The following is a 23,293-nucleotide window of genomic DNA, read 5'->3' on the forward strand; positions in this document are numbered from 1 at the left end:
GTTATCAGGTTAAAGGTTAATCGTTATTCTTCCAGGAGGTCTGCTGCGTCTTCCAGGAGCTGCATGTCTACAGAATCAGTGCCGGCTATGCCTTCAATAGAGCCCTTGATGTGGGCTGCGTTGAGCAATACTTTTTCCAGTTGTTTTTCGCGGGCTTTCCAGAGTTTTTCCATGGCTTCCCTTTCTTTCTGGATAGAGGTGCGCATGGCCATGAAGCCTTCGCGGATGGCTTTCCACTGTTCGGCAAACTCGCCGCTGGTGAGGTACGCATACAGCATGTGCACTTTGTCACCTTTGTTTTCCTGGGTTTTCATAGCGCCGGCTATGCGCACAATACCGTCACGGAGCACAGCGGCCAGGCTTCTTACTTCGGCAAAGGTGCAGATCCACACCCCTTCTTTTTCGCCAAAGCGGTCCAGGTCCTTTGGCATGGTCTGGGTAACGAGTACGGCTACTTCAACGCCGTTGCTGCGCATGTCTGCTTTTAGTTTTTCCACCCAGTCTTTGCCAAATTCCTTGGTGCGTTTGCTTTCGTACATGATCTTGCCGCACTCCTGGCCAAACTGGTTGCGGACCAATTGTACACAGTCTGCGCCGCGCACGCCTTTGCCCACGGGCACCACCTCATCGAAGGGGAAGGCTGCGCGCAGCATTTCTTCCAGGGCCAGTTCCTGGGCCTCGCCCTGGAGCTGCATCGAACCTTGTTCGGCTTTTTGGCGCATTTCTTCGGCCAGGCGGCGCTGGTCCTCAAATTTCTTTTCCATCTCGCGGAGGCGGAGTTGGTATTCGGTGTCCTTGAGGGCGCTGCGTTCCGCTTCTTCCTTGCGGATGGCTTCGGCCAGGAGGTTGCGTTCCTCGAGGAGGCGCTTTTGCAGCTGGATCTCCAGTTCCTGTTCTTTATTAAGGAAATCCTGCTCTCTTTTAAGGAATTCCAGTTCTTTCTGGCGGGCGCCGCGGAGTTTTTCTTCGGCGTCCTGCTGCGATTGCTGGGCCAGGCGGAGGCGGTTTTCAAAATCGCCGGTCATTTCCCGGCGGATATTTTCGGCCAGGGACTCCTGGAGACGGGCGCGCTCAGCGGTGAGGCGTTTTTGCAGTTCCTCTTCCTGTTGGTTTTTCTGTTGTTCAATTTGCTGACGCAGGGAAGCGACCTGGTTCTTTTCCGCCTGGAGGGCGTCCATGCGCTTGCGCCATTCTACTTCCATTTTGCCGCGCATATCCCGTTCGATATCGGCGGCAAACGCGTCTTCCATCACAAACTGGTGTTTGCAGCTGGGGCAGGTGATTGATGTTCCCATATGATCAAGATTTTGTACTGCCGTAAAGTAGCAGTACGCTGCGCAATGTATCTGCGATGTGCAAATGTAATAAAACTGCAGTAGTGGGCGGAAAGCGGGCTGGGCGGGGCTAAAAAAGGAAGGGCTGGGCCCTTCCTGGTATTGTGGGACTATTCGATGTCCAGTTCTTCTTCATCAAATTCATAGAGGGGATCGTCAGGATCTGCGCCGTCATCGAGCAATACGGAGAGGAACAGGGTATTTTTGGCAGGGTCGGTGTGGAGCACTTTGTACTCGGTGACCAGCCAGCCTTGTTCCAGGAGGGTGTCGATCTCGGGCAGTTCATGAACGGTTGCAGCACCCTTGGGAGCGTTGCCCGGCTGGGAGGAGAGCTGGTCCAGTGCGAGGGTAACGATGATGATTTTCTGCATAAAGCCTGATTTTAGGAATGTAATATACGATAAGGGCGGGAGGGGGGCGTTAAGAATGGGCTAAGAAATTTTTTTAGGGCAGGCGGGCAGATAAATTTGTCTATGTTGAAAATCCGTGTATTTTTGCACCTCCTTACCAAACGCGAAGGTGGCGAAATTGGTAGACGCGCTACTTTGAGGTGGTAGTGCCTGAAAGGGCTTGGGAGTTCGAATCTCCTCCTTCGCACAAATCGCAGCAAACCCGCTCTCAGAGCGGGTTTGCTGTTTATATTGCCTTACGGGGGCAAAACGGGGGATATAATAAGAAATTTGTTACCTGTTTTCTGCGCCACCGTCCATTATTTTAAAAAAGCACGGCCGCTACAGCTCTCTTTTTATGTTTACCCGTTTGAACACTTCATTTGACAAAGTAAGCGTTTAGATAATTGTTGCGCCAGCCAATAAATACTCCACATCAAGCCCTTCTCCCCAATTGAACCGCCACGAACGGATGTATTATTTTTTGTAGATTTACCGGGTGAGGAAAGCCATTTCCATATTTTTCTTAACACTATACCTGTTTTCAACAACAGTGGCGGTGGAGTTGCTTAAGCTCCCGGTGGTTTTCCAGCATTACCAGGAACATAGACAGCTTAATAAGGATCTGACGATCCTCGAATTTCTGGACATCCATTATATGCATGGCTCTCCCCATGATGCAGATTACGACAGGGATATGCAGCTGCCATTTAAAACGCCCATCCATTCTACTGTCATTGCAGCCAGTTTTGTAATACCATCCCTTATTTTTTTCCTCGGGCGTAAGGCCCAGTTTATCGGGGAAAGGCAACCATTGCCCCATACCAACCCAGGCTATTCCTATAATTTCCATTCTTCCATCTGGCAACCGCCCCGGTCCTGTTAGTACCCTTTACGGAAAGAGAAATTCCATTATCGACGGCATACATCGCAACATGATGGCTATGGAACAACATTGCTTCAGAAAGGAATGTTATACTGGCAGCCATTTACGATTCCGTAAACACAAGTATTGCTTATCTGCAAAACAGCGGCATTGATCGACGGAATTCGTTCAGGATATGCATAGAACAAACCTTAAACGGGCCTGAAGGTAAACACCGGGAAAGCATGTCAACCCATCGGTATGTTGTTTGAACGGATGGCAACGTAAGTACCTGTTTAACTGAATTTACCGGCATTTTCAATCCCGGAAAGCTTGCCGATCTGCATGTTGTGACCAAGAGAACCTGTAATCCTTTAATGATCCAAAAAAATAACAGCCATGAATAATAGATCTAAAAACTCAAAACCTGCAGCAATTAAGAGAATACTATGGGTGCTTGCGGTGCTTTTAATCCTTATACAGTTTTACCGCCCTGCCAGGAATATCGCTGAAAAACAGGACGCCAACGCCATTGAACTTCATTATAACGTGCCGCAGCATGTGGGCGCTTTATTAAGAACCAGTTGTTACGACTGCCATTCCAATAACACCCGATATCCCTGGTACAGTAATATTCAACCGGTGGCTTCCTGGCTTAACAGCCATATTAACGACGGAAAAAGGCACCTGAATTTTGATGAGTTCAATGCGTATCCAGTTGAAAAACAAAAAAAGAAACTAAAACAGATAGCAGAGACGGTAAAGGATGGTGAGATGCCATTGTCTTCTTACACCCTGGTTCATCATAACGCCAAACTTACGGAAGCGGATAAAAAGACGTTGATAGATTGGGTAGATGCTGTGGCCAAATCCCAATGATAAACTAATAAATCGGTTAAAGGCAAACTGAAATGAAGGGAATACTTTTCCCCTTTGCGGTGGCTCACAGATGATCCCATCTTTGACAAGGTCACAGAAAAAGTGTATTTTATAATTTATATTCTATTTTATGCCTTATAATATTCCCGGTCACTTGAAAGGCCTTAATAATACGGAGGTAGCCGCTTCGAGAAAGAAGTATGGCTACAACCGTATAGACGCTGCCCATAAAAGTACTGCGCTGGAGCTGCTCGTTGACATACTGAAAGAGCCCATGTTGATCCTGCTTTTCGCCATCTCGGCTATATACGTAATTATAGGAGATCACGCGGAAGCGTTGTTTATGTTTATAGCCATTGTGGCCGTGTCGGCAATTTCATTCTACCAGGATAACCGGAGTAAAAAGGCCCTGGAAGCTTTGGAAAAGCTGAATGAACCATTAAGCGTTGTGATCCGGAACGGGCATGTGGTCGAGATACCGACAAATGAAATTGTCGTGGGCGATTTGTGCCTTACGGAAGAAGGTAAGATGATCAATGCTGACGGGCATATTATTCATAGCAACGATTTCTCAGTAAATGAGGCTTCTTTAACCGGCGAAAGCCTATCAGTCTTCAAAAGCAGTGAAAACGAAGACAATAAAGTGTATAACGGAACGGTTACGGTATCAGGGCTGGCAGTTTTCGAGGTGGAAAAAATTGGCAAGGAAACCCGGCTGGGGAAGATCGGAACTTCCCTGTCCGGCATAAAGGAGGAAGCGTCTCCGTTACAGCTCCAGATCAGGAAGTTTGTAAAAACAATGGCGGTTATTGGTGTTATTGTTTTTCTGCTGGTTTGTGTGGTGAACTATTACCATACCCGGGACCTGCTCAAAAGCCTGCTGAACGGGCTGACCCTGGCAATGTCTGTTCTGCCGGAAGAAATTCCGGTTGCATTTACCACTTTCATGGCATTAGGTGCATGGAAGCTGATGCGGGAAGGCATCATTATCAAGCGAAGCAGCGTAGTGGAGACCCTGGGAAGCACTACTGTTATCTGTACCGACAAAACAGGCACGATCACCGAAAATACCATGCACCTGAAGCATTTGTATGATTACCGTTCGGACAAGACTTTCGATGAAGAGCACTTTAAAGAGGCGGCGCTGTCAAATCTCATCGGCTATGCCATGTGGAGCAGTGAACCGGTTCCATTTGACCCGATGGAGAAAACCCTGCACCAGGTATATGAACAAACGCAAAAAAATGACCTTAGGGGAGCTTATACCTTGTTCCACGAATACCCGTTGGATGGCAATCCGCCCATGATGACGCATTTGTTTGAAAATGCAGCAAAGGACCGGATCGTAGCGGCAAAAGGCGCACCCGAAGCCATTCTCCAGGTCTCCCTGCTTTCGGAGGAGGAGAAGAATAAAGTTCGGGCACTGGTAAAAAAATTTGGAGAACGTGGCTACCGGATACTGGGCGTGGCAGGATCCCATTTTGAAGGGGATGATTTTCCCGGCAGGCAACAGGATTTCCGGTTTGATTTTTTGGGCCTGGTGGTGTTTTATGATCCCCCTAAAAAAGGCATTCAGAAAGTGTTTCAGCATATTTATGATGCCGGGATCAAAGTTAAAGTTATCACCGGCGACAATACGGATACTACAAAGAGCATTGCAGCGCAAGCCGGGATTAGTAATGCTGATAATGTCATAGAAGGAAAGGAAATTATAGAACATTCCGGGGCGTTATTATTGCAGGAAGTGAAGGAAAAGGTCTTGTTCACCAGGATGTTCCCGGATGCAAAGCTGATGGTAGTAAATGCGTTGAAGCAAAACGGGGAAGTGGTTGCGATGCTGGGAGATGGGGTAAACGATGCGCCCGCCCTGAAGGCCGCACATATCGGGGTGGCAATGGGCAATAAGGGAACCGAGATTGCAAAGGCTGCCGCATCCCTGGTCATTGTAAACGATGACCTGGAGAAACTCATTACCGGAATAGCAGCAGGAAGAAGGATTTATGCCAATATCAAAAAGGCGGTTCAATACATCATTTCCATTCACATTCCCATTATCCTTACCGTATCCCTGCCTTTGTTCTTAGGTTGGGTATATCCGCAGATATTCACACCTGTGCACGTTATTTTCCTGGAATTGATCATGGGCCCAACCTGCTCTATCGTGTATGAAAACGAGCCGATGGAGAAGAATACCATGTTGCAGCCACCAAGGAAAATGACCGATACATTCCTGAACCGGAAAGAGCTTGGAAGAAGTATTGTGCAGGGTTTAGTCATCACGCTGGGCGTATTATTCGCTTACCAGCTTATGGCACAAAAAGGAGGTAGCGAGGAGCAAACAAGAGCAATGGTTTTTACCACGTTGATCTTTGCCAATATCCTCTTGAGCCTGACGAACCGTTCCTTTTATTATAGCTTGTTGGAGAGCTTCAAAAACCGTAATATCTTGTTTGTTGCCGTTACCGCCTTAACCTTGATATTGCTTTTTGCGCTTTTGTACATCCCATCGCTTTCCGTCTTTTTTAAAGTTACCGGATTAAGCCTGGCAGAATTGGGACAGGCGCTGATCATAGCAGTTGCTTCAGTATTATGGTTTGAGCTGTATAAACTATTGAGAAGAAAGCAGCGGAAAGGACGGGCTTAAAAGATTGCCCCAGGCTGGGCAATCTTTTAGGGCGGCGTTTAAGGAATAACCTGTCCCTGCCGCCCCCCGGCACATTTTTAGCAACCCTTCCCCACAAAACTCAACCCGCTAAAGATGCTCAACCACCTCGATATCATCATCAATCCCGGCTCCGGTAAGGAGGAGCCCATCCTCTCCTGGCTGGCAAAAGCCCTCGATCCATCCCCCGTTACCTGGAAAGCCCATGTCATCAACACCATAGGCGAGGCCGCCACCCTGGCAAAAGACCTGGCCGGCAAAGCCAGCGCCGTAGCCGCTTACGGGGGAGACGGCACCGTAATGGAAGTAGCCCGCGGCCTCTACAAAACAAACACGCCCCTGGCTATCATCCCCGGTGGCACCGCCAATGTAATGGCCAAGGAGCTCTCCATCCCCGTAGACACGCAGGCGGCCATTGCCCTGCTGGCTGGCGGTGATTACCGCATCCTGCCCATTGACATGGCCCTGGTAAACGATGCGCCCTTCCTCATCCGCATCAACATGGGCATTTTTGCGGACATGGTAACCGAGGCCAGTACCGAGCTGAAAGACCGCTGGGGCCAATGGGCCTACGGCATCACCGCCCTGCAAACCCTGCAAAAGGCCACGCCGGTAAGCTATGGGCTGGAGGTGGATGGGGAAACTTTCACCCAGGATGCGGTGGCCGTTACCATCATGAACGCGGGCAATATTGGCCGCCAGGGTTATTCCATGCTGCCGGGCATCAGCGTTACAGATGGCCTGCTGGATGTGGTGATGCTGGATGATGCGGACATCTTTACCCTGCTGAAAGCCACCACCAGCACCGCTTTGCAAACGGAGTCAAAGGTATTGCGCCACTGGCGCGGCAAAGAGATCCGCCTGTGGACGGAAGAAAAACAAACTTACATCCGCGATGATGAAACCGATGAAGCCCGGCTGTGGCATGTAAAGGTGGCACCGCATTGTTTAAACGTAATCGTTCCGCATGAGCAACCATAACCTGCCCCGCAAAAGCAAAAGTCTTTGGCTCATCCTGGTCATTTTTGTGCAAAAGGTGTATGATCAGAGCCATCGCATCCTGGCTGGCATTCCCACGCTGAAACGCAGCCAGATCACCGCCAATCTTTACCTGGGTGGCCAGTACAACCTGCGCGGGCTGCAAATACTGAAACGCATGGGCATCACCGGCATCATCAACATGCGCATTACCTCCATTTACACGGAGGCCCAGTATATGGGTATGCGTTACCTGCACCTGCCCACGTCAGACAACACGCCCCCTTCCATGGAAGCCCTGCAGGCAGGGGCAAAATTTGCGCACGATGAAATAAGCGGGGGTGGAAAAGTATACATCCATTGCCGCCAGGGGCAGGGGCGGGGACCCAGCATGGCCATTGCTTACCTGCTGTACACCGGGCTTACGTACGAAGATGCATTTGCGCTGGTGCAGAAAGTGAGGACCTTTATCCGGCCCACAGCCATGCAGGTATTGCGATTGAAGGAACTGGAAGCGTTCTATAAAGATCAACCCCGGCCGGTGGAGGTGATACCACGGGTATAATTATTTTTTCAGCCAGATGCGGAAGGTGGTGCCTTTCCCGGCTTCGGACGACTTCACGTAGATCCTGCCCTTGTGATAGTCTTCAATGATCCTGCGTGCCAGCGACAGGCCAAGCCCCCAACCTCTTTTCTTGGTGCTGAAACCTGGCTTGAACACTTTTTCAAAATTGGCTTTGGGAATGCCCTTGCCGGTATCATGCACATCAATGATGAGGTGGCCCGGGTGCTCTTCCATGCGCACGGAGATCTCGCCCATACCGCTTTCCATGGCGTCCAGCGCGTTTTTCAGCAGGTTTTCCAGTACCCAGTCGAACAGGGGTGGGGATAGCATGGCCATCACGGGCTGCTCATGCGGTTCTACATAGAACTGTACCTTCTGGGAGGCCCGTTTGCGCATGTAACTGACCATGTATTCTATCTGCTGGCCTACTTCCGTTTCTTCCAGGCGGGGCACGCTGCCTATCTTGGAAAAGCGGTCTGCAATGAGTTTGAGACGGTCCAGGTCCTTCTGCAGCTCACTCACAAAAGGATCGTTATCGGGGTTGGTCTTTAGCATTTCCAGCCAGGCTTCTATGCTGGACAGCGGGGTGCCCAGCTGGTGGGCCGTTTCCTTGGCCCAGCCCACCCACACCTGGTTCTGCGTGGCCCGGTTGGTGCTGGACAGGGCCAGGAGCACCACCCCAATGAAAACCGCCACCACGGCCAGTTGTATATAGGGGTAATAGCGAACCATTTTCAGGATATAGGAATCACCGTAGTAGATGGAGTTATAGAGCTTCAGGTTATGATCTATCTCCATGCGGAAGGGCGGGTGTTGCTTTTTGAAGTCGGCCAGTTCATGGGCCAGATAGTGCGGATCCCGCATGATGCGGGTAGAGTCCAGGTTGCGGCTGTCGATGATATTGCCATCCTGGTCGGTGAGAATGAGGGGGATCGTATTATTGTTCGTCACAATCTCGATGGCCAGGTTTAAATTGGCATCGGTAGGCGATGAAACGAAGAGGGTGCGCGTAGCAGCCACCCAGGTAGCCACTTTCTTGGTTTCTTCCTGTTCTATCCGGGCGCTCAGGTTATTGACAAACCAGATCGTGACCGCGATAATGAATATGGCACTGGCATATAAAAAAAGTCTACCGCCGAGGTATTGCTTGAACATAGTGCGAATTAAGAAAAAGCCGGATGCCGGGGCAAAAGCATTTTGCGTAAAGCTAAATTATCTGTGTCTTTGTTGCATATTTGCAACGCAAAAACATTTGTTCACGCATAAACGAAAAATCATTGCCGGTATTGCCATCCGTAGCGGTCGTTATCCTGAACTGGAACGGCAGAAAATTCCTGGAAGCGTTCCTTCCGTCCGTTTGCCGGTCTACCTACGGTAATTTACAGCTTATTCTGGCGGATAATGCATCTTCCGACGACAGCGTGGACTATACAAGGACACATTTCCCACAGGTCAGCATTATCCGGAATGCGGTCAATACGGGCTTTGCCGGCGGCTATAACGAGGCCCTGCAACATGTGAAGGCGGACATTTATGTGCTCCTGAACCAGGATGTGGAGGTAACGCCCGGCTGGATAGAGCCGGTGGTAGCCCAGATGGAGGCCGACAAGACCATTGGTGCCTGCCAGCCCAAGCTGCGGGCTTATGCCAATAAAGCCTGTTTTGAATACGCCGGCGCCGCCGGTGGGTGGATGGACATCCTCGGCTACACTTTTTGCCGGGGGCGTATCCTGTACCGTACGGAGGAGGACCATGGCCAGTACGATACCGTCCAGGATATTTTCTGGGCCACGGGGGCGGCGCTCTTCATCCGTGCTGAGTGTTTTCACGGGGTGGGCGGGTTTGATCCCTACTTTTTTGCCCATATGGAGGAGGTGGACCTGTGCTGGCGCCTCCAAAGGGCCGGTTACCGCATTTCCTACTGCCCGCAGTCGCTGGTATACCACGTGGGCGGGGGCAGCCTGCCCCAGGGCAATCCCCGGAAACTGTACCTCAATTTCCGCAACAACCTGATCATGTTGCACAAGAACCTGCACCCGGCGGAACGCAATATCATTTTCCTGCAGCGCTTTTTCCTGGATATCCTGGCCGGGCTCAAAAGCCTGGTGTCCGGCAAACCCCGGGATATGAAGGCCATTTACCTGGCCTACCGGCATTTCCGCCACTGGCGCCGGGATTACGATGCCTCGGGTGATACGTTGCCCCGCCTGAAACTCTTTGACCTGAAGGGCGTTTTTCATGGGATCATGATCTGGCGCTATTATTTTTTAGGCCGGAAAACCTTTTCTGAGCTGACCCGGCAGTGACAGGTACATATATTAATAGGAAATTACTTTGATTTTTACATGACATCATGTAAGTTTGCAGTGCGAAAAAAATAGATATGGAAAATACCGTAGAGAATAAAAAAGATTTTACACGCAATTGGGTAGCATCTTCCCGTTTCCTGTTTTATGTAAGCCTGTTCTGCATGTTTTTCTTTGCGCTGGCTGGTTGCTATAACCTGTATACCCACCACTACGAAGGTAAGCCCAGTGTGAATGTGCCGGACAACACCCTCTACGATCCGAAGTATAAATAAGCACATATAAACATATTGAAAAAAGCCACTGCAGTAAATGCGGTGGCTTTTTTTTATGTGCATGGATGAAGGTCAGGCCTTGAAATGCAGCCCTGCATCCGCCAGCAGCTTGCGCATGGATGGGATACTGCCGGGACCTACCCCGTGAAAGGCAAGGATCTCTGCCTCGCTGTGTTTTGCCAGCTGCTTTAATGTTTTGATGTGGTGCGACAGGAGCGCCCGCTGCGCCGGGGCGGCGAGGGTGGCAAAAGGTGAAGGGGCCGCAGCTGTCGGCAGGGCCTGTTGCTCCGTTACTTTCTTCAGCCGCATTTTTACGATCCTGGTTATAAGGGCCAGCGGCAAAGGCTTATCCAACGGGAACTGCACAGCGCCTTTTGAAAATTTATAACGGGAAAGCTCCTGTTCAAACTCCCGGATGCCGGATGCCGTGGGGTAAAAGCCTATGTGCTGCTGGTGGCCCCCGAAGTATACCAGTTTGGTGCCCAGGGAATAAGCGGGCATGCCATAGCTGATGACCTCCTCTGCCTGGGGCGCGGCTTTACGGATCGTGGTACGCATTTGTTCCAGCAGGCGCCGGGTAGCGGTGGGGTAGCTGGCAATGTAAGTATCCACATCGGGGTAGTGTTGCATAGCAGAAGATTTGCTACGAAATAAATAAAAATCCATGGATGACAGGGAGGGCATGCTGGCCTTCCTGGCGGTGTAAAAAGGACAGCTGCTACCCTTTAGTTTCTTATTTTACAGTTTCAAAAAAACGAGGCAATGGCATACGATGCGATCGTGATAGGGGCAGGCCCCAATGGGCTGGCCGCCGGTATAGCATTACAGCAGCAGGGGCTTGCTGTGCTCATCCTGGAAGGGCATGCCCAGCCAGGCGGAGGCCTGCGTACGGCGGAACTTACCGGGCCCGGTTACTGGTCAGATGTGTGCTCTGCCATCCATCCCCTGGCCATTGGCTCTCCTTTCCTGAAAACCTTGCCCCTGGCCGATTTTGGGTTGGAGTACCTGCAGCCCCCCGTATTGGCGGCCCACCCGCTGGACGATGGCCCCGCGGGCGTGCTCCTGCACGACGTGGCAGCCACCGCTACTGCTTTGGGGGCAGACGGCCCGGCCTATCGCCGGTTGATGGAGCCCCTGGTACAGCGGTGGCCGTCTATAGCCGGTAGCATCCTGGGGCCGTTGTCCATTCCCCGGCATCCCCTGCGCATGGCGGCTTTTGGCCTGCAAGGCCTGCCCGCTGTGCAGCAATTGATGAAGCCATTTCAAACCCCCGCGGCCCGGGGACTCTTTGCCGGCATGGCCGCCCACAGTTTCCTTTCGCTGGACCAGGCCACCACGGCGGCGGTGGCCCTGGTGCTCCTGATCAATGGGCACCTGGGTGGCTGGCCTATTCCGAAGGGGGGCTCCCAAAGTATTGCCCACGCGATGACTTCCTACTTTCTCTCGCTCGGGGGGCAGTTGCAAACCGGCCATTACGTGCGCTCCCTGGATGAATTGCCGCCAGCCAAGGCAGTCTTTTTCGACACCTCCGTACAGCACCTGGTAGACATAGCCGGCGCGTCCCTGCCCGCTTTTTACCGCTGGCAGTTAAAACAGTTCCGTACGGGCCCTGGTGTGTTCAAGATAGACTGGTCTCTCAGCGGGCCGGTACCTTTTAAAGATGAAGCCTGCCGCCGTGCGGGTACGGTGCACCTGGGTGGTACCGCGGCCGAAATAGCCCGCTCAGAAGCAGCGGTAAATGCCGGCCGCCTGGCAGATCAGCCGTTTGTGCTCCTGGCACAGCAAAGCCGCTTTGATCCTACCCGTGCCCCCGAAGGCCACGAAGTGCTCTGGGGCTACTGTCACGTACCCGCCGGCAGCACCGCAGACCGCACCGCCGCCATCGAAAACCAGGTAGAACGCTTTGCTCCCGGCTTCAAAGACCTGGTCATTAACCGCCACACTTTCAATACGCAGGAATTGCAGGCCTACAATCCCAACTACATCGGTGGCGATATTAACGGTGGACTGCTGGACATCTGGCAGTTGTTTACAAGACCTGCGCTGCGCGCTTCTCCTTACCGCGCCGGCAAAAAAGGCCTGTATCTCTGCTCTGCCTCCACACCACCCGGCGGGGGCGTGCATGGCATGTGTGGGTTTCATGCCGCCAGGCGGGCATTAAAGGATATCTGGAAAATTGATCTGAAGCTGGAAAATAATTAGGCAGGAATGCGATTTATATAAGTGTAATTTTTTCCGTGCCCGGAATGGTGACAACAACCCCGCCCCGCGGCGGTCATTGCCGGAAAACAAAAAAAGCCGCCCTGTTAAAACAAGACGGCTTTTTGAAAAACTGGAGCGGAAGACCGGGCTCGAACCGGCCACCCCGACCTTGGCAAGGTCGTGCTCTACCAAATGAGCTACTTCCGCATTTATCCCAAATAAAACAGAACCCTTTCGGCTCCAAACGCTTTGCTGTAAAGCGTTTCGGGAGTGCAAATATAGGAAAGTGCATTGAACTGCCAAATCTTAAACATAAATTTTTCACACCTTCTGCTGCAAATGCTTGCCAGTAGTATGTTTCAGGCAAATAAATTTTTTCACCCGGCAAAAAGCAAAAAAGCCGTCCTGTTTTAAACAAGACGGCTTTTTGAAAAACTGGAGCGGAAGACCGGGCTCGAACCGGCCACCCCGACCTTGGCAAGGTCGTGCTCTACCAAATGAGCTACTTCCGCATTTATCCCAAATAAAACAGAACCCTTTTGGCTCCAAACGCAGTGCTGTATTGCGTTTTGGGATTGCAAAGATAATGACTTGTCTCAATCCTCCAAATATTTTTGCAAGATTTTTTAGCCCGCCACAAACCAGCCACCACATTCGCAGATGAAAACGCCCTGACCAGCGGTAAAATAGGGGCCGTTTATACGGAATAACGTTATTTTTTTCCTGAAACATCCTAAAATTGTATTAGTTCATATTAATTTTTTTATTTTTATACAAACATGCCGTACGCAATCTGATCCGTCCCCCGACACCTGGTATACGCAAGCCGCCGGACGAACCACAACATGACACTGTACTGCACATCCAACATTTTTCAGTTATCACGCATGGATACGTTACCAACTGTTGCACCGGATATTATCGCACGCTTGCGCAGCGGCGATGAAGCTGCCTTTGCAACGGTATATGCATCTTATTATCACCAACTCTGCTATTTTGTGGGCAGCATTGTAAAGTGCCGCCACACCGCCGAAGAGGTCGTACAGGATGTACTCACCAAGGTATGGCTGCACCGCGCACAGATAGACCCGGACAAGCCTTTTGCCCACTGGGTGCGCACCATTGCCCGCAACGCTACCTTTGACCATCTCAAGAAAATAGCCCGCGACCGCTCCCTGCAAAATGAGGTGTGGCACGCCGTGCAATTCCATAAAGGACAACCTGCTGATAGCGCTATACATTTTAAAGAGTATCACCGTCTTTACCAACAGGCTATTTCCATTTTACCACCACAGCAACAAAAGGTATTTACCCTGAGCCGTACCCACGCCCTTACCCATGATGAAATTGCACTGGAACTCGGCATTTCTGCCAATACCGTGCGCAATCATATGGCGGCTGCCCTGGTGGCCGTGCGCCGTTATTTTAAAACCCACGCGGGTTGCTGGCTGCCCTTACTGCTGGTACTGATCTGTAGCTGACAGGTTGAGTACCAGCCGGTTTATTCCCCCGGCAAATATTTTTTTTGAGCACACTGGTAGTTATAATACGAATTGGCGTATTATTATTACAAACCTATTATTGTGACCAATGTCCATTCTCCTACTGGGCCATTTTTTTATCCATTGCAGTGCCAAGGCACAACGAGCGCCCGTAAACAACCCGGTTTATGTACAACAAAGAGCTGGAAGCCCTTTTCCAACGGTATAGGAAGAATGAGCTGACGGAAGAAGAACTGCACCGATTATTTGAATGGCTGCAGTCACATGAGCACGATGAGCAATTAAAAGCAATGCTGGACAATGCCTGGGACGAGCAACCCGCGGTAGCAGCAGGAGCCGGCAGCAAGCCGCCCGTTCACCCAATGAAGCGATGGTGGCCCCGTATGGCGGCCGCGATCCTGGCCCTTTGCATGGGCGCAGGCGCTTACTTTTTATGGAGGCCCCACCCGGCCCCCGTGCTGGCATGGCATACAGAAAGCAATGCCGCCGGACAGTCCCCGCGCCGCGTGGAGCTGCCCGATCACAGTACTGTGTGGCTCAACGCCGGCACCACCCTGCAATACCAGCAGGACTTTGCAGGCCGCGAGCGCCTGGTAAAACTGGAGGGTGAAGCCTGCTTTGATGTGGCAAGCGATCCTGCCAAACCTTTTGCTGTAGCCGCTGGAGCCGTGCAGGCCCGCGTGCTGGGCACCCGTTTTAATGTTAGCAATTATCCCGCAGACCGGCGTATAGCCGTTACCGTGCTTTCCGGTAAAGTAGCGGTGCAGGACGCGCCTGCAAACCAGCCTGTCACGCTGGGCCCCCTCCAGGAGGCCACTTACCAGGGGGCTGCCTTTACCGTGTCCACCGTGGAAGACAGTAGCAACGTTGCCTGGACCCGGGGGGAACTGGTATTTCATAAAACGCCGCTGCAACAGGTGGTACGCATCCTGCAAACCCGGTTCAATAAAAAGATTGTGGTCAATGCAGCCCTGCAGCAATGTGTGTTCTATGGCGATTTTACACAGGAAACCCTGCCGGAGATCCTTTCCAGCATGGCAATAGCGCTCAACGGTCATGCCCGGGAAGCCAACGGTACCTGGTACATTGACGGCAAAGGCTGTTTCTGACACCCTGGCTCCCCGCCGCGGAAAAAAAAATCAAAAAAAGTTTACCTGCCACTAGTAGTCATGCCTTTATGAATCGTATTATGATGGAAAAGACATTTTTCCATTTAACCTATATCTTTTTCCGATCCGGGCCTTTCATCCCTGTTTGGGCTACACCATGAAACGCAGATTAGTATTCGTCATTTGCATCTTGAGCTGTGGGCTGCCGGCGTTTCCTGAGATGCGGTACCGCGTGTTCCGCCAGGATACAGCAGCACCCGGTGATCTGCTGGGACGTAGCGTTACAGTGGATATGGAGCAGGTATCCCTGTCTGAAGCACTGAAGCGCATAGGCAGTGCGGCCGGCGTAAAATTCGTATATGCCATGGACCCCGATGCGAACCGGCAGCGCGTAAGTTTGCACATCACCCACCGCAAATTGCGGGATGTGCTCAATGAATTGTTAGCTCCCTTTCATATCGTGTACGAGGTGAAAGGTGATCATATTGTGCTACGGCAGGCGCAGCCCCTGGCAGGACAACATCCTGGCCAGGAGATCAGCGGCCTTGTGGTAGACCAGGCCAGCGGTGTACCGTTAATGAATGTATCTGTGCGGGTAGCTGATTCCGCCAACGGCACCTCCACAGATACGGATGGCCGTTTTTTTTTGCATGCCGGTGAAGGTAGCAGCCTTGTTTGCTCCCTCACCGGCTACCAGACACAACACCTGGCCGTAAAAGGCCAGCATACCCTGGAGATCCGCATGGAAGCGGATTTCCGGAGCCTGCAGGAAGTAGTGGTAACGGCATTGGGTGTGGAAAAAGCGCGCAGGGCCCTCGGGTATTCCGTAACGGAAGTAGCGGGGAAAACCCTGGCAACCGCCCGCACCACGAACGTGATGGACGCCCTGGAAGGCAGGGTGGCCGGTGTGAATGTGAGCCCGGTGAACACCGGCCCCGGATCGTCTGCTAATGTGATCATCCGCGGCGTGTCTTCCATCAACGGCAACTCCCAGCCACTGTATGTGATAGATGGTGCGCCTATTGTGAACAACACCTATTCCCATGCAGACAACTGGGGTGGGTACGACAGCGGGGATGGTATTGGCAACATTAACCCGGATGATATTGAAACCGTTTCTGTACTCAAAGGTGCGGCTGCCGCCGCCTTGTACGGCTACCGAGGCAGCAAGGGCGTGGTGCTCATCACCACCAAGCGGGGAAAGAACGGGCAAGACCTGGACATTGAATTAAATTCCAACGCGGTGTTGGAAAAAGTGATAGACAACACCGATTATCAATACGCATACGGGCAGGGGGAAAACAATCACAAGCCCACCAGCCTGGAAAACGCACTGGAAACGGCTTTCAGCAGTTGGGGCGCCCGGGTGGACGGACAACCCGCCATCCAGTTTGACGGCGTGGAAAGGCCCTATGCCGCGGTAAGGCATAATATCAGCCACTTTTACCGCACCGGCAGCGCCTATACGAACACACTGGCCTTTACCAAAGGGTTGGGCAGTGATGGCGCCATCCGTTTTGCTGCCAGCAATCTTGGTCAGGCCGGCATTGTGCCCCGCTCCGGGCTTAACCGCCAGAGTTTTACCCTGACCACTCATTATAAACTGGACAGGCACCTGAGCCTTGATCTTAAAGCCAACTACATTGTGCAGCGGATCAACAATGCGCCCAGCGTGTCTGACGCACCGGCCAATCCCAACTATGCCACCCTGTTCATCCCTACCACGGTGGACATCAGGAACTGGGAGCCGGGGTACACTGCTACGGGAGATGAGAAACTCATCTCCACGGAGGAGTATACCACCAACCCTTTTTTTACGACGAGTAAGTTTTACAATACCATGGGCCGCAACCGCTTTATTGGCATGGCCAGCCTCCGTTATACATTTAACAATGGATGGTTCCTGCAAGGCAGGATAGGCGAGGATTACCTGTCGGACCACTTTATTTCGGTGACCCCTACGGGCACGGCTTATTACAACCCGGGCACCATGGTAGACCAGTCTTACACGGCCACAGAACGCAACCTGGACCTCCTGGCAGGCAGGCAGCTGCACTGGCGCCAGTGGGTGGTAAATGTCAATGCCGGGGCCAATTACCGCAAGGCAGCATCCAGCATGCACCGCCTGGTGGGTTACGATTTTGTAACGCCTTACGTGTACAATATGAACAATGTGAGGGGATATGCAACACCGGAGATCTCTGACCCGGTGGTGGAAAATGCTTCTGTATATGCCGCGGCAGACCTGGCTTATCACAATATGTGCTACGTTAATATCACCGGGCGGAACGACTGGTACAGTACCCTGGCACCTGGCAAGATCCGCTACCTGTATCCATCCGTGAATGGCTCTTTTGTATTCACCGAGCGGTGGCACATGCCCTGGATGGATTTTGGCAAGGTGCGCCTGGGTTATGCAGCGGTGGGCGGGGAGGCGGAAGACCCTTACCAGACCTTGCTCAATTACAGGCAGGCGGGCAGTATCAACGGCATTCCCATTGGCACCATCGTCAATGAATATATACCTAATAAAGACCTGCAACCTTCTGCGGTGAAGGAGCTGGAAGCGGGCGTGGAAATGGCTTTCCTGCATAAACGCATCTCCCTGGATGCAGCGGTGTACAGCAAGCGCATTTCACGCAGCATCATTTATGCAACGGCTTCCATCACCTCCGGGTATAGCGGGGCAGTGCTTAACATAGGGGAACTGCACAACCGCGGAGTGGAGTTGCTGGTGAAGGGTATACCAGTGCAAACAAGGCATTTCGACTGGACGGTGACGTTCAACGGCGCAGTGAATAAGAACGTGGTGGACCGGCTGGCGCCGGGACAAACGGACCTGGAGATCGGCACTTCCCAGGTGGAGGAAACGGCCTTCATTCATCACGTGGTGGGCAAGGCGGCTTCGCAGATCATGGCGTTTGACGTAGCCCGCGATGAAAAGGGCAAGGTGGTCATTGATCCGTATAACAACAACGTGAGCCGTGGTGAGCTGCGCTCCTGGGGCTCCGGTATTCATAAATGGACGGGCGGTGTAGCCAATGACCTGCGCTATAAACGCTTTACATTGTCAGCGTTGGTAGACGGCAAATTTGGAGGTAAGATCTTTTCCGCTACTAACTATTACGCCTATACGTACGGATTATCTAAAGCGACGCTGCCGGGCAGGGAGCTTACTTATGGCACCGGGCAAATACTGGCCCCGGATTATTATTCACAGAAAGCCTATGCGGAAAGCGCTCTTTTTGTGTATGATGCAAGTTTTATCAAATTAAGGCAGGTGCAGTTGAACTACAGTTTCCCGGTAAATGCCTTTCATCATAAAATTAAAAGTATGACCATCGGCGCCGTGGGCCGCAACCTGTGGACGGTCATGAAACATACGCCAAACATAGACCCGGAATCCAATTACAGCAATTCCAATGTACAGGGACTGGAACTGGCAGCAGTACCGGCTTTCCGTTCCATGGGCTTTAACCTGAATATAAAATTCTGAAGCCCATGCAACAACGGATCATGCTCTATATACTGCTGCTGATAGGCCTTATGGGGTGTAAGAAACATTTTGACAGTGTGAATACAGATCCCGATTCCACGGGGCCGGGACAATATGCGCCGGAAAACCTGTTGTCTGCCGCGCAGCTCACTTATACCGGCAGTGCCCGGGGCGGGGGCGATGCGGCGCACGTGGAACTGGGAGGATGCGGGGCTTTCATCCAGCACCTGGCCGCGCTGGACACGTATGAATTTTACGGGGATAAGTATTTCTCCAGTGCCAATACCGGGGATTATTTTGAATCGGCATATGGTGAGCAGGTGAAGATGGCTACAGACCTGGTGGCACTTACCGGGGACAAGCCGCAGTATAACAACCTGCACCAGATGGGCCGCATGATGCGCGCCATGATTATGGAGCGCGTAACAGACATCTATGGCGATGTGCCTTACTTTGAGGCGGGGCGCGGGTACTACGATAAAGTGTATTACCCCCGGTACGATGCGCAGCAGGCCATCTATGCAGACCTGCTCAAGGAAGTGAGCGAGGCCACCGCAGCCCTGGACCCTGCCGGTGATAAGCCTGCAACAGATCTTTTTTTCCATGACCGGGACGATCAAATCGCTGCCTGGCAGCGATTTGGCAATACGTTGCTGCTGCGCATGGCCATGCGCCTTACCAAACGGGACCCGGCCACGGCGCAAGAATATGTAAGACAAACAAGTGGTCATACCATGCAAAGCAATGCAGATAATGCCATTGTAATGCACGATGAAGCAGGCCAGGGCCTTACGCAGAACCGCGTAAGCCTGGATTTCCTGCAGGCTTCCATCCGCGCAAAGGCCAAGCTGTCAAAGACCTTCGTGGATTTTATGAAGAGCAATGATGATCCCCGCCTGCCGGTACTTTCGGAAGTGCGCATCAACGGGCATCATAATGCCGGCGAGCAACAGGGGCTGCCCAATGGCTATAATACTGACAGGCTAAGTCCTTACGGTATTTATAGCCGGCCGGACTTCCCGGACACGGTGGATGCTTACAGCCAGCCCAGTGCACTGGTGGTGAAGCTGGATGCGCCTACGTTTGTGCTCACCTATGCGGAGTCTGAATTTTTACTGGCAGATGCCGCCGCCCGCTGGGGCATGGGCAATGCGGAAAGCCACTACCACAATGGCGTGGTGGCCGCAATGAGGGAACTGGCAGCTTATGGAGTAGCGGGTGTGATCGGGGAAGATGCCGCTGAAGCTTATTATAACGCACATCCATATAATGCGGCCAAAGGACTGGAAATGATCAATACCCAGTTCTGGGCAGCCACCTTGTTCAATGAATACGAGGCGTGGTGCAACTGGCGCCGTACCGGGCTCCCGGCCCTTGTGCCGGTAAATTACCCGGGCAATATCACCCACGGCACCATCCCCCGCAGGCTTCCTTACCCGCTGTCTGAAGCCAGCAGTAATGCAGCCAACTACAAGGCGGCGCAAACGGCCCTCCCCGGCGGGGATAAGATGACCAGCAGGACCTGGTGGGATGAGTAAAAAATTTTTAAGACCAGGTTATGCAAAAACATAAAAACATGCATCATTAGTCGTAGTTGCACCGTCGTATAGGCGTGTGCGTTTGGGAACCTTGCACAAAGATTGTGTATACTGTAAAATGTAGAACAATTAACAACAGAACCCGCCTGTCGAGGCGGGGTCTTTTCTTTTTAAAATGTGATCATCACCACGGTATATCAGCAGGCCGTTGCCCTGAAAGTGGCCTTTCATCCGCTAACTCCAGAAAACTGCTGATACCGGGAATATATTAGACACACAGCTTTACCCGAAAAAAGGTCTTACTGTCTGGGACAGGTAGGGCCTTTTTGTTTTTATCGGGAACGCAATACTGCCGGTTGGTATCCGGCAGGAAGAACACGGACATGGGCACGTCACAGATATTGGCGGCCGGTTTCAGGATCCCATCAAAATCAGATTCCGGTGGGGTGCCCAGGATATGCTGCAGGCACTACTTGGTACAGTTTCTCTTAATATACGGATATTTGTACCATGCCAATTGTTCATCATTCCGATTATAAGCCACCCGTTTGGATGCGCAACCGACACCTGCTCACCATTTACCCTACACTGTGCCGGCGTGTGAAGCGGGTGCAGTACACACGGGCACGCATGACCATGCCGGATGGCGACTTCGTGGACCTGGATTTCAGCGCGGTGGGGAGTGATCTGCTGGTGCTGGTGCTGCATGGCCTGGAGGGCGACGCGCACCGCAAATATGTGAAAGGCATGGTACAGCTCTTTAACCAGCAGGGATACGATGTGGCAGGCATGAACTTTCGCGGTTGCAGCGGGGAGCCCAATAAGGCCCTGCGCTTCTATCACAGCGGCGAAACAGCCGACCTGGATGCAGTGGTGCAACACGTGGCCGCCAGCAGGAAATATAAAGCGCTTTACCTGGTAGGCTTTTCCCTGGGAGGTAACGTAGCCCTGAAATATACCGGTGAGCAGGGAAAGAACATTCATCCGCTGGTACACGCCACGGTGGCCATTTCTGTGCCTATAGACCTGGCCAACAGCGCCATTGAACTGGAGAAAAAACACAATGCCATTTATATGCAGCGCTTCATCCGTTCCCTGGGGGCCAAGCTGAAGGCCAAGCAGGCGCTTTACCCGGACGCTATTAACCTGGAAGGCTATGAAAATATTACCACCTTCCGCCAGTTTGACGACCGCTACACCGCACCCCTGCATGGTTTTCCGGATGCAGACACCTACTGGTACCAGAGCAGCGCCATCCGCGTGCTGGACCAGGTGGCCATCCCCACGCTGCTGATCAATGCCCAGGATGATTCTTTCCTGGGGCCCAAATGTTTTCCCTATGAAATGGCGGAGCATCACCCGCTGTTTTACCTGGAAACGCCCCGCTATGGCGGACATGTGGGCTTCGTGAACTTTGGCGTATCCAGCTACTGGACGGAGCGCAGGGCCCTGGATTTCATCCGCAGCCACCCTTGAATAAATTTGTCATGAAAAATTAATTGGTACGGAAACCCGCCCCTGCCTGAAAGTTTTTTACTTTTCCGGTAGGGGTAGCCGGAAAATGGAGTGTCATACCGCTATGATACCACTTTCCATGCGGGCTGCGGTTTGGGAGGACCCCGTTCAAGCCACACGAATGCAAGTACATGAGCCACAAGGAACGCCAGCCGGGCAAACCCGGGGCGAGATAGAGTTTGAAGCGCTGTTCCGCCAGCACTTCAAAAGCCTGTATGCCTATGCCTGCAGCATGCTGCACGATGAGATGATGGCAGAGGAAATGGTGCAGAACGTGTTCTGCAAACTCTGGGAAAAGGGGGCGGACCTGAAGATCCAGCAGTCCATTACGGCCTACCTGTACCGTGCGGTATACCATGAGTGCCTCAATTATATCCGCCACCTGAAAGTGCGGGCTGCCCACCAGTCGTTTGTAAAACATCATCAATCGCCCGTAGGGGATAGCGGTGGCTCACGTGTCCAGTTAAGGGAGCTGCAAGTGAAACTGGAAGCGGCCATGAAAAAACTGCCGGAGAAATGCCGCGTGGTATTCCAGCTGAGCCGTTTTGAAGAACTGCGCTACCAGGAGATAGCAGACCGGCTGCAGATCTCTGTGAAAACGGTGGAGAACCAGATGGGCAAGGCCTTGCGCATTTTGCGATCGGAGCTGGTGGACTTTTTGCCACTGCTGCTCTTATTGTTCTTAAATCTTTAAACCTTCCCTGTGAAAAAGAATATACAAGTAAACGACGATGTGCTGGTAAAATACTTACTGGCAGAGGCCAGCCCGGACGAACGGGCGGCCGTGCAGGCCTGGGTGGGGAAGGAGGAAAATGCCCGCTACTTTGAGCATCTCCGCCTTATCTGGGAAGAAAGCCGGCAACTGGCTCCCCGCGTCATGATCAGTGAAGACGCTGCCTGGCAAAGGTTGCGCAACCGGGTGCAGGGTGTACAGCCCGCGCCGCTGCAGGCTACCCGTGTGGTACCCCTGCATAAAATATATCGTATAGCCGCTGCCGTTATAGGCCTGCTGGTAGTGAGCAGCGCAGCCTGGTGGATAATGGGCAGCCAGCCCAGGCAGATAGCCCTCCGCAGTGATAACAGCACCCTGCGGGATACCCTGCCGGATGGCACCGTGATCACCCTCAATAAGAATTCTGAAGCCCGCTACAAGCCTGCATTTTCGGGCAGCACCCGCGAGATCACGCTGGAAGGGGAAGCCTTCTTTGAGGTGGCGCAGGATGCGCAGAAACCTTTCATCATCCACAGCGGTGATGTGGCCGTGCGCATTCTTGGTACTTCGCTCAATGTAAAGACCACCAGACACGCCACGGAAGTGATCGTGGAAACCGGCAGGGTGGAGGTGACCAAGGAAACCCACCGCGTGGAACTGGCCGCCCACGAAATGGCCACGGTGACGGCCAGCGAATCCGTGCCAGTGAAGACTTCCAACACGGATCAGCTGTACCGCTATTACAGTGATCACAGCTTTGTATGTGATAATACACCGCTCTACAAACTGGTGGATGCGCTGAACGATGCCTATAATGTAAACATCCATATCGCCAATCCCGAGCTGCGCAACCTGCCGCTTACGACCACTTTCCAGGCGGCACCGCTGGACACGGTCCTGAAGATCGTAGGAGAGTCATTCAACATTAAAGTGACGAAGCAAGGGAAGGAGATCGTCTTAGAATAA

The 23,293-nt window shown here is 52.3% G+C and carries 18 protein-coding genes and 3 tRNA genes; 15 read left to right on the forward strand and 6 right to left on the reverse strand.

The window, feature by feature from the left end:
- Window positions 1–23: 23 nt before the first annotated feature.
- Window positions 24–1,295: a DUF2130 domain-containing protein gene (locus tag DCC81_RS09450; protein ID WP_108686283.1), complete on the reverse strand. Its 1,272-nt coding sequence runs from the start codon at window positions 1,293–1,295 to the stop codon at window positions 24–26.
- 149 nt (window positions 1,296–1,444) lie between these two features.
- A complete protein-coding gene (locus DCC81_RS09455; protein ID WP_108686284.1) occupies window positions 1,445–1,705 on the reverse strand; it encodes a hypothetical protein in 261 nt (86 codons plus the stop codon).
- A gap of 142 nt (window positions 1,706–1,847) precedes the next feature.
- On the opposite strand from DCC81_RS09455, the gene DCC81_RS09460 reads away from it, so the two are divergent.
- From DCC81_RS09460 to DCC81_RS09485, 5 genes are all read left to right on the forward strand, one after another.
- Window positions 1,848–1,931, forward strand: a tRNA-Leu gene (locus DCC81_RS09460).
- A gap of 1,056 nt (window positions 1,932–2,987) precedes the next feature.
- A complete protein-coding gene (locus tag DCC81_RS09470; protein ID WP_108686286.1) occupies window positions 2,988–3,467 on the forward strand; it encodes a heme-binding domain-containing protein in 480 nt (159 codons plus the stop codon).
- 130 nt (window positions 3,468–3,597) lie between these two features.
- Window positions 3,598–6,111, forward strand: coding sequence for a cation-translocating P-type ATPase (locus DCC81_RS09475; protein ID WP_108686287.1), 2,514 nt, complete (start codon window positions 3,598–3,600; stop codon window positions 6,109–6,111).
- A 114-nt stretch (window positions 6,112–6,225) separates the two neighbouring features.
- Window positions 6,226–7,110 (forward strand): diacylglycerol/lipid kinase family protein, encoded by an 885-nt coding sequence (locus DCC81_RS09480; protein WP_108686288.1) that lies wholly within the window; start codon window positions 6,226–6,228, stop codon window positions 7,108–7,110.
- Window positions 7,097–7,672: a protein-tyrosine phosphatase family protein gene (locus DCC81_RS09485; RefSeq protein WP_205686280.1), complete on the forward strand. Its 576-nt coding sequence runs from the start codon at window positions 7,097–7,099 to the stop codon at window positions 7,670–7,672. The genes DCC81_RS09480 and DCC81_RS09485 overlap by 14 nt, the downstream gene beginning before the upstream one ends.
- Here DCC81_RS09485 and DCC81_RS09490 read toward each other — a convergent pair whose 3' ends face one another.
- Entirely contained in the window at window positions 7,673–8,827 is a 1,155-nt protein-coding gene (locus tag DCC81_RS09490; protein WP_108686289.1) for a sensor histidine kinase, read from the reverse strand.
- Between the two features lie 122 nt (window positions 8,828–8,949).
- Here DCC81_RS09490 and DCC81_RS09495 point away from each other — a divergent pair, with 122 nt between their 5' ends.
- Together DCC81_RS09495 and DCC81_RS09500 are read left to right on the forward strand one after the other, a co-directional pair.
- Window positions 8,950–9,978 carry a glycosyltransferase family 2 protein gene (locus tag DCC81_RS09495; RefSeq protein WP_108686290.1) on the forward strand — a complete coding sequence of 343 codons (1,029 nt, stop codon included), beginning with the start codon at window positions 8,950–8,952 and terminating at the stop codon, window positions 9,976–9,978.
- Window positions 9,979–10,055: 77 nt separating this feature from the next.
- Entirely contained in the window at window positions 10,056–10,253 is a 198-nt protein-coding gene (locus DCC81_RS09500) for a hypothetical protein (protein ID WP_108686291.1), read from the forward strand.
- Window positions 10,254–10,325: 72 nt separating this feature from the next.
- Here the strand turns inward: DCC81_RS09500 and DCC81_RS25695 are convergent, their stop codons facing one another.
- Window positions 10,326–10,883 carry a DUF1801 domain-containing protein gene (locus DCC81_RS25695; RefSeq protein ID WP_108686292.1) on the reverse strand — a complete coding sequence of 186 codons (558 nt, stop codon included), beginning with the start codon at window positions 10,881–10,883 and terminating at the stop codon, window positions 10,326–10,328.
- 132 nt (window positions 10,884–11,015) lie between these two features.
- Here DCC81_RS25695 and DCC81_RS09510 point away from each other — a divergent pair, with 132 nt between their 5' ends.
- Window positions 11,016–12,455 (forward strand): phytoene desaturase family protein, encoded by a 1,440-nt coding sequence (locus DCC81_RS09510; RefSeq protein WP_108686293.1) that lies wholly within the window; start codon window positions 11,016–11,018, stop codon window positions 12,453–12,455.
- A 131-nt stretch (window positions 12,456–12,586) separates the two neighbouring features.
- On the opposite strand, the gene DCC81_RS09515 is transcribed toward DCC81_RS09510, so the two are convergent.
- Both DCC81_RS09515 and DCC81_RS09520 read right to left on the reverse strand, forming a co-directional pair.
- A tRNA-Gly gene (locus tag DCC81_RS09515) sits at window positions 12,587–12,662 on the reverse strand.
- Between the two features lie 229 nt (window positions 12,663–12,891).
- Window positions 12,892–12,967: transfer RNA gene (locus DCC81_RS09520), tRNA-Gly, on the reverse strand.
- A gap of 375 nt (window positions 12,968–13,342) precedes the next feature.
- On the opposite strand from DCC81_RS09520, the gene DCC81_RS09525 reads away from it, so the two are divergent.
- The 7 genes from DCC81_RS09525 to DCC81_RS09555 all read left to right on the forward strand — a co-directional run bounded on the left by DCC81_RS09525 (window position 13,343) and on the right by DCC81_RS09555 (window position 23,293).
- On the forward strand, window positions 13,343–13,936 hold the full coding sequence (locus tag DCC81_RS09525) for an RNA polymerase sigma factor (RefSeq protein WP_165806514.1): 594 nt from the start codon (window positions 13,343–13,345) through the stop codon (window positions 13,934–13,936).
- Window positions 13,937–14,124: 188 nt separating this feature from the next.
- Complete coding sequence (locus DCC81_RS09530) at window positions 14,125–15,066, forward strand: FecR family protein (protein WP_108686295.1); 942 nt, start codon at window positions 14,125–14,127, stop codon at window positions 15,064–15,066.
- 157 nt (window positions 15,067–15,223) lie between these two features.
- Window positions 15,224–18,562, forward strand: coding sequence for a SusC/RagA family TonB-linked outer membrane protein (locus DCC81_RS09535; RefSeq protein ID WP_133177619.1), 3,339 nt, complete (start codon window positions 15,224–15,226; stop codon window positions 18,560–18,562).
- 5 nt (window positions 18,563–18,567) lie between these two features.
- Window positions 18,568–20,100: a SusD/RagB family nutrient-binding outer membrane lipoprotein gene (locus tag DCC81_RS09540; RefSeq protein ID WP_108686297.1), complete on the forward strand. Its 1,533-nt coding sequence runs from the start codon at window positions 18,568–18,570 to the stop codon at window positions 20,098–20,100.
- 552 nt (window positions 20,101–20,652) lie between these two features.
- Window positions 20,653–21,576, forward strand: coding sequence for a YheT family hydrolase (locus DCC81_RS09545; protein ID WP_205686282.1), 924 nt, complete (start codon window positions 20,653–20,655; stop codon window positions 21,574–21,576).
- A gap of 160 nt (window positions 21,577–21,736) precedes the next feature.
- Window positions 21,737–22,309: an RNA polymerase sigma-70 factor gene (locus DCC81_RS09550; protein ID WP_108686299.1), complete on the forward strand. Its 573-nt coding sequence runs from the start codon at window positions 21,737–21,739 to the stop codon at window positions 22,307–22,309.
- 9 nt (window positions 22,310–22,318) lie between these two features.
- Window positions 22,319–23,293 (forward strand): FecR family protein, encoded by a 975-nt coding sequence (locus DCC81_RS09555; RefSeq protein ID WP_108686300.1) that lies wholly within the window; start codon window positions 22,319–22,321, stop codon window positions 23,291–23,293.

This window comes from Chitinophaga parva (genome assembly GCF_003071345.1).
In the GTDB taxonomy this organism is placed as follows: domain Bacteria; phylum Bacteroidota; class Bacteroidia; order Chitinophagales; family Chitinophagaceae; genus Chitinophaga; species Chitinophaga parva.